Origin of the sequence: Chlorobaculum thiosulfatiphilum (genome assembly GCF_006265165.1) — a bacterium.
In the GTDB taxonomy this organism is placed as follows: domain Bacteria; phylum Bacteroidota; class Chlorobiia; order Chlorobiales; family Chlorobiaceae; genus Chlorobaculum; species Chlorobaculum thiosulfatiphilum.
This window is the reverse complement of record NZ_VDCH01000018.1, coordinates 45,714-52,181: the sequence shown is the minus strand read 5'-3', so window position 1 is coordinate 52,181 and position 6,468 is coordinate 45,714. Positions and strand designations below refer to the sequence as shown.

General features: G+C 59.3%; 6 protein-coding genes. 3 read left to right on the top strand and 3 right to left on the bottom strand.

The features are described 5' to 3' along the window. Positions 1 to 130 precede the first annotated feature (130 nt). Positions 131 to 295: a hypothetical protein gene (locus FGF66_RS08755; RefSeq protein ID WP_342779651.1), complete on the bottom strand. Its 165-nt coding sequence runs from the start codon at positions 293 to 295 to the stop codon at positions 131 to 133. A gap of 235 nt (positions 296 to 530) precedes the next feature. Here FGF66_RS08755 and tnpA point away from each other — a divergent pair, with 235 nt between their 5' ends. After that, positions 531 to 962, top strand: coding sequence for an IS200/IS605 family transposase (gene tnpA, locus FGF66_RS08750; protein WP_139457268.1), 432 nt, complete (start codon positions 531 to 533; stop codon positions 960 to 962). Positions 963 to 1,384: 422 nt separating this feature from the next. Here the strand turns inward: tnpA and zwf are convergent, their stop codons facing one another. Continuing rightward, positions 1,385 to 2,821 carry a glucose-6-phosphate dehydrogenase gene (zwf, locus tag FGF66_RS08745; protein ID WP_139457267.1) on the bottom strand — a complete coding sequence of 479 codons (1,437 nt, stop codon included), beginning with the start codon at positions 2,819 to 2,821 and terminating at the stop codon, positions 1,385 to 1,387. Next, a complete protein-coding gene (gnd, locus tag FGF66_RS08740; RefSeq protein ID WP_139457266.1) occupies positions 2,818 to 3,735 on the bottom strand; it encodes a phosphogluconate dehydrogenase (NAD(+)-dependent, decarboxylating) in 918 nt (305 codons plus the stop codon). Before gnd ends, zwf begins: the two co-directional genes overlap by 4 nt. 223 nt (positions 3,736 to 3,958) lie before the next feature. Here gnd and FGF66_RS08735 point away from each other — a divergent pair, with 223 nt between their 5' ends. Beyond that, positions 3,959 to 5,392: a glutamate-cysteine ligase family protein gene (locus FGF66_RS08735; protein ID WP_170181300.1), complete on the top strand. Its 1,434-nt coding sequence runs from the start codon at positions 3,959 to 3,961 to the stop codon at positions 5,390 to 5,392. Next, positions 5,380 to 6,423, top strand: coding sequence for a M14 family metallopeptidase (locus tag FGF66_RS08730; RefSeq protein ID WP_139457265.1), 1,044 nt, complete (start codon positions 5,380 to 5,382; stop codon positions 6,421 to 6,423). Before FGF66_RS08735 ends, FGF66_RS08730 begins: the two co-directional genes overlap by 13 nt. The last annotated feature ends 45 nt before the right edge of the window (positions 6,424 to 6,468 follow it).

Genomic DNA, 6,468 nt, shown 5'->3' with positions numbered 1-6,468 from the left:
TCAGAGACTTTTCTAATATCGATTTTTTCCATACCCGCAATATAATATATTTGCGAGTTTTATTGGCCGGATTAATAAAAGGGAAGACACGCAAATCCGCCCCTACAGAATATTCAACTCCCCCCCCATCTCACCCATATATCCGCGACGATTCCGGCCCCCAGCTATGCACCGGATATTGCTCTGGAACCTGTCCGTCGATTGAATCCTTCAAACTGTCGATTATTTCCCACGAGTACTCCACGCTGTCTTTGCGGATGAAGTTCATCTGGTTGCCTTCGATGGCGTCGAGCACAAGAAAGAGGCTGACTCAGAAGCAAAATCGAGCTATTTTTCAGTGTCAGTTCTTTTTGACTTCGGTTCCCATATTCAGGCGGGATTCATCCCGCCTGACATTTCGGCTTTTGCATTCATGTTGCCCCGGACTTCAGTCCGGGGAAAAAAGAGCCTCCCCTCCTCATGGGCTTCAGCCCAATTTCTTATATTTCAACTGAATCGGAAGACTTCAACCCCTGCAATCTCTTCCTAAAATGCCATTTATCAAAATCTGGGTTCATTGCGTCTGGGCGACCAAAAACCGCTCGGCAATTATGAATCATGACGTTCGCGCAAACCTCTTCAGCCACATTGCGAAATATGCCAGCAATCAGGGCATTTTTATCGATAGGATTAACGGAAGCAATGACCATCTCCATCTCCTCATCTCTCTTGGTTCCAACCAGAATATTGCCAAAGTGATTCAGACCCTCAAGGGAGAATCATCGTGCTGGATGAACAAAAGTGGTATGCTCCCTTTCCGGTTCGGTTGGCAGGATGATTATTTCGCCGTTTCCGTCAGTGAGTCACAGCTCGACACGGTTCGTGCTTATATCGATGCTCAGGTTGAACATCACAGAGTGAAAACCTTTGCCGACGAGTATCAGGAGTTCATCGAGAAGTTTGGATTTGCTGATAGGCTCTGATGATTCCGGGGTATGAAGAAATTGGGCTGAAGCCCGGTATTTTTTTTGTCATGTAGTCCCCGGCTTGAAAGCCGGGGCAATTGAACTGCAATGTAAGAGTTGAATGTCCGTCGGGTTGAAACCCTCCTGAGTGTAAGAAACCGGGACAACTAAACGACAATGGAAGAGTTGAATATCCATCGTCCCGACATATCGGGACTCCTGAGTGTAAAAAGCCAGGACAATTATTACTCCGGCCATTAAACCTCTTAAACAATTGCCCCGGACTTCAGTCCGGGGTATGCGGATAACACAAAATATATCTGGGCTTTAGCCCAATTTCTTACAACGGCGGCGATTGCGATTTTTTGTCGCAGGGGCAATTGAAATGGCAAATACAAGTTTGAGTGTCCATGTCAGAATATTCAAATCCCCCCACCATCTCACCCGTAAATCCGCGATGACTCCGGCCCCCAGCTATGCACCGGGTATAGCTCCGGAGCCTGGCCGTCAATTGAATCTTTCAGGCTGTCGATGATGCTCCACGAGTGTTCGACGCTGTCTTTGCGGATGAAGTTCATCTGGTTGCCTTCGATGGCGTCGAGCAGCAGGCGGTGGTAGGGCGTGAGGCCCTCGCCCTGGAAGGTGCCGCGGTAGTCGAACTTCATGAAAACCGGATCGGTAATCATCTGCTCGCCGGGACGTTTCGCGCCGAAGCGGATGGCGACCGTCTCGTCGGGCTGGATGCCGAGCACCACCTGGTTCGGCGTACTGCACGCCGCGCCGCCGGATGGCCCGTAGTAGTTCTGCGGCGGGCAGCGGAAAGTAATAACGATTTCGGTCACGCGCTTCGCCAGATTCTTGCCCGCCTTCATGTAGAACGGCACGCCCGACCAGCGCCAGTTGTCGATGTGGAACTTCACGGCGGCGAAAGTTTCGACCTTCGAGTCCGGCGCGACATTTTTCTCACCGACGTACCCCTCGTACTGGCCGAGCACCACCGAATCGAGCACCGAGTCGAGGTTGAAGCGGCGCACCGAGCGCAGGATTTTGGCCTTTTCGTCGCGAATCGAGTCGGCTTCGAGATCGACCGGCGGCTCCATCGCGATAGCCGTGAGCAACTGCAAGCCGTGGTTCTGGATGATGTCCCGCAGCAGCCCGGCCTCCTCGTAGTAGCCGCCGCGCCCCCTGATGCCGAAATCCTCGGCGATGGTAATCATGACCTGCGCGATGTACTGCCGGTTCCAGAGCGGCTCGAAAATGCCGTTGGAGAAGCGGAACACCATGATGTTCTGCACCGGCTCCTTGCCGAGGTAGTGGTCGATGCGATAGACCTGCCGCTCCTCGAACACCTCGTCGATGACGCGGTTCAGCTCGCGGGCGCTTTCGAGGTCGTGGCCGTAAGGCTTTTCGGCGATGAGCTTGCGCCACCCGGCGCATGACTCCTCACGTCCGCCCAGCCCGGCCTGACCGAGACCGCGCACGACGGCAGGCGCGAGGCTCGGCGGTATCGACAGATAGAACATCAGGTTACGGCAGGTGCGCCCGTTTCCCTCATCGCTCGTGATCTCGTTGCGCAGCCTCGCGTAGCCCGCCGGATCATCAAGATCGACCCACGCATAAAAGAGGCGGCGGCAGAAGGCATCGAGCCGAGCCGCGTCACCGGCGTCTTCGGGCGAGTGCTCCAGAAGGCGCTCGCGAACGCTCTGGCGGAACTCGTCGTGACGCATCTCCTGCCGCCCAACGCCGATCAGCCGGAAGTTCTCCGGCATGTGGCCCCAGCGGGCAAGCTGGAAGATCGAGGGAAAAAGCTTGCGCGACGCCAGATCGCTGCTCGCGCCGAAAATGACGATGGTGAAGTTTTCAAGTGTGCCGCTCATGGCTTCTCCTCCCCGGCTTCCGGCGACTGAAACGCATGGCCGCCGAACTCGTGGCGCAGCGCCGCGACCACCTTGTCCGAAAAGCTCTCGCATGATTGCGACCGGAAGCGCCGGAAGAGCGCGTCGGCAATCACCGGCACCGGTACGCCGAAATCGACCGCCGCCTCCACCGTCCAGCGCCCCTCGCCAGAATCGGCCACCTTGCCGCCGAGCCAGCCGAGGTCGTTGTCCTGCGCGAACGCCTTGCCCGCCAGATCCATGAGCCAGCCGCGAATCACCGAGCCGTTCGACCACACCCGCGCCACCGTCTCGTTATCCGGCGCAAACCCGCTGGCCCGAAGCAGGTCGAACCCTTCGCCGATCGCCTGCATCATGCCGTACTCGATGCCGTTGTGCACCATCTTCACGAAGTGCCCCGCGCCGGACTTGCCCATGTAGCCGTAGCCGTTCTCGACGCAAAGGTCACGCAGCATCGGCTCGACGATGGTGTAAGCTTCACGATCGCCCCCGGCCATCATGCAGGCTCCGTGGCGCGCGCCATCCAGCCCGCCGCTGGTGCCAATGTCGAGCAGGCGGACGCCCTCTTCGCGCAGCTTTTCGGCGCGGACCACCGAATCGGTATAGCGGGAATTCCCGCCATCGATGACGATATCGCCCGCCTTCAAGAACGGCGCGAGGCCGCCAATCACCGCATCGACCGGACGCCCGGCGGGAACCATCATCCACGCGACACGCGGCGCATCGAGTTCGCCAACGAGATGCTGCAACGAACTGGCCGCCGTCGCGCCTTTGGCCTTAATCGCTTTGACCGCCTCCGCCGAAACATCGAACGCCACCACCTCGTGGCCAAGTTCAAGCAGATGCTCGACCATGTTGAACCCCATCTTGCCGAGACCGATAAACCCTATCTTCATATGAAATCTCCCTTTTAGGAGTTGTTACTCCCGGCGGTGATTATTGGTTCCAGAGACTAACGACTTTATGACGCACATCTGAATTCACGTCGAAATCCAGATTGTGGTCGGAATAGAATCGGATTTCGATTTCGATAACGATTTCGATTTCGATTTCGATTTCGGGAAAACATTTGCAACTGACTTCGCGATTACCCAGATTGGTTCAACTAACGATTTATCGATGGGTAGTGAAATAGCAAAGACCGAGTTCAGCGCGGAGGATTTCCGGCTGTTTCAGCAAAATCTGCGAAAGGAGACTCGGTTGCTGATGGAGTGGTTTGCCGCAGATGCGTTCGAGAAGCACGAGGTGATGTGCGGCTTCGAGCTCGAAGGGTGGCTCGTGGACAACGATTGCGCTCCGGCGGCGCGCAACGACGAATTCCTCGCGCGGGTGAACGATCCGCTCGTCGTGGCGGAGCTGTCGAAATACAACTTCGAACTCAACGTCCCGCCCCATCCGCTGAACCGCCAGCTCCCGGAGTTTCTGCGAACGCAGCTTCAGACGCTCTGGGCAAGCTGCTCCAGCCACGCCCGCGAAATGGGGTGCCAGACCCTCTTTACCGGCATTCTACCAACCTTGCAGGACAGGATGCTCACGCTCGAAAGCATGTCGTCGATGCAGCGGTTTCACGCCCTGAACCGTGAAATCCTGCGCTCGCGCTCGCTGCATCCACTCAAAATTCACATCGAAGGAGCGAAAGAGCGGCTGGAGGTGATCCACCACGACGTCATGGCCGAGGCGGCAACCACCTCTTTGCAGATTCACTTTCAGGTTCCGCTCAGCAAAGCCGCCGCTTTTTACAACATCGCCCACGTGCTCTCGGCGCCGATGGCCGCGCTCTCGGCCAACTCGCCGTTCCTGTTCGGCAAGGAGCTGTGGGACGAGACCCGCATCCCGCTCTTCGAGCAGGCCGTGAACACGCCGTCGTTCGTCGATCCCGCCGGAAGACCGGTGTCGCGAGTCACTTTCGGGCACGATTATGTCCGCGAGTCGCTGAAGGAGGTGTTCCTCGAAAATCTCGACGGTTTCCCGGTGCTGCTGCCGGTTCTCTTTGACCACGATCCCGCCATGCTAAACCATCTGCGGCTGCACAACGGAACCATCTGGCGCTGGAACCGCCCACTGATCGGCTTCGGCGCTGATGGCCGCCCGCATCTGCGCATCGAGCACCGCGTCCCGGCGGCGGGGCCGTCGATTCCCGACATCATCGCCAATATCCTCTTTTTCTACGGCGCGATGCTTCATCTGCAACCGGAGGTTCCACAATCGTCCATATCGTTCGAAGAGGCGCGGACCAATTTCTACGCCACCGCCCGCTCCGGCCTCGACGCGCAGGTCAGGTGGACATCGGGCGATTCGATGCCGGTCGAGACGCTCCTCATGCAGCACCTGATCCCCGGCGCGATTCTGGCGCTGGCGGCGGCGGGATTCGACAGCCGCGACCTGCGCTATTACCTCGTCGATATTCTGGCGCAGCGGGTAGCGTCGCGGCGCAACGGCGCGTGGTGGCAGAAAGCGTTCGTCGGCAAGCACGGCCCCGACTTCCGGGCGCTGACGCAGGCCTGCCTCGAAAACCAGAGCCGCAACATTCCCGTTCACGAATGGAGCCTCTGAGCCACCTCCCCGTTCCGGCGCTCCACCGCTTCGAGCGCCTGCCCGACGGCTTTGTCGACGCGCCGGTCGAGCGGCTCGGCGACATCCTGCCCGGGCCGTCGCTCATCCGCATCGAGGGCGAGCCGGGGCCACCGCTCTTTGTCTCGATCCTCTTGCACGGCAACGAAACCACCGGCTTCGAGGCGATGCAGCGGCTTTTGGCGGGATACGACGCTCCACGCCGCCCGCTGCCGAGACCGGTGCTGCTCTTCGTGGGCAACGTCGCCGCCGCCGAAAACGGGTTGCGCAAGCTCGAGGGGCAGGCCGACTACAACCGCATCTGGCATGACGGGCGCTACCCGGAGCACCGGCTGGCGCGGGAGGTGCTGGCGGAGGTCACGAAAGCCGCGCCGCTGGCCGCCATCGACCTGCACAACAACACCGGGAAAAACCCGCACTACGGCTGCGTCAACCGGCTCGACGACGCCACGCTCAGCCTGGCGCGACGCTTCAGCAAAACCATCGTCTGGTTCACCGAGCCGCACGAGGTGATCTCGATCGCGCTGTCGCGCATCTGCCCCTCCGTGACGCTCGAATGCGGCGTGTCGGGCAACGCCGCCGGAACGAGCCACGTGGAGCAGTACCTCCGGCACAGCCTCGAACTCTCCGCCGAAGCGCTCTTCACGCCGCCGCCGAACCACCTCAGCGACCTGTTCCACACCACGGCGCGGATCATCGTGCGCGAGGGCGCGAGCGTGGAGTTCGGCGCTCACGCACAGAGCGCGGACATCTGCCTGCGCGCAGACCTCGAAACCCTCAACTTCGAGCGAGTGCCCGAAGGCGCGGAGCTGGGATGCTGCCGCGACGGCGTACTGCCGCTCGTGGTGATCGACAACGACGAACGCGACGTCACCAGCCGCTACCTCCGCTTCAGCGAAGAGCGGATTTTCACGCGCCTGCCGATCGTCCCCTCGATGTTCACCCGCGACACGAGAGTCATCATGCAGGACTGCCTCGGCTACATCATGGAGCCGTACGAGGTGAAGGGTTGATAATTAAGCGTCAGAGCAAGGAGACGCATTGGGTTGTAGGGGCAG

What these genes read in the sequence shown, in the direction of transcription:
- tnpA (WP_139457268.1), top strand. Translation starts at nt 531, where the DNA reads ATGCCATTTATCAAAATCTGGGTTCATTGCGTCTGGGCGACCAAAAAC.
- zwf (WP_139457267.1), bottom strand. Translation starts at nt 2,821, where the DNA reads ATGAGCGGCACACTTGAAAACTTCACCATCGTCATTTTCGGCGCGAGC.
- gnd (WP_139457266.1), bottom strand. Translation starts at nt 3,735, where the DNA reads ATGAAGATAGGGTTTATCGGTCTCGGCAAGATGGGGTTCAACATGGTC.
- FGF66_RS08735 (WP_170181300.1), top strand. Translation starts at nt 3,959, where the DNA reads ATGGGTAGTGAAATAGCAAAGACCGAGTTCAGCGCGGAGGATTTCCGG.
- FGF66_RS08730 (WP_139457265.1), top strand. Translation starts at nt 5,380, where the DNA reads ATGGAGCCTCTGAGCCACCTCCCCGTTCCGGCGCTCCACCGCTTCGAG.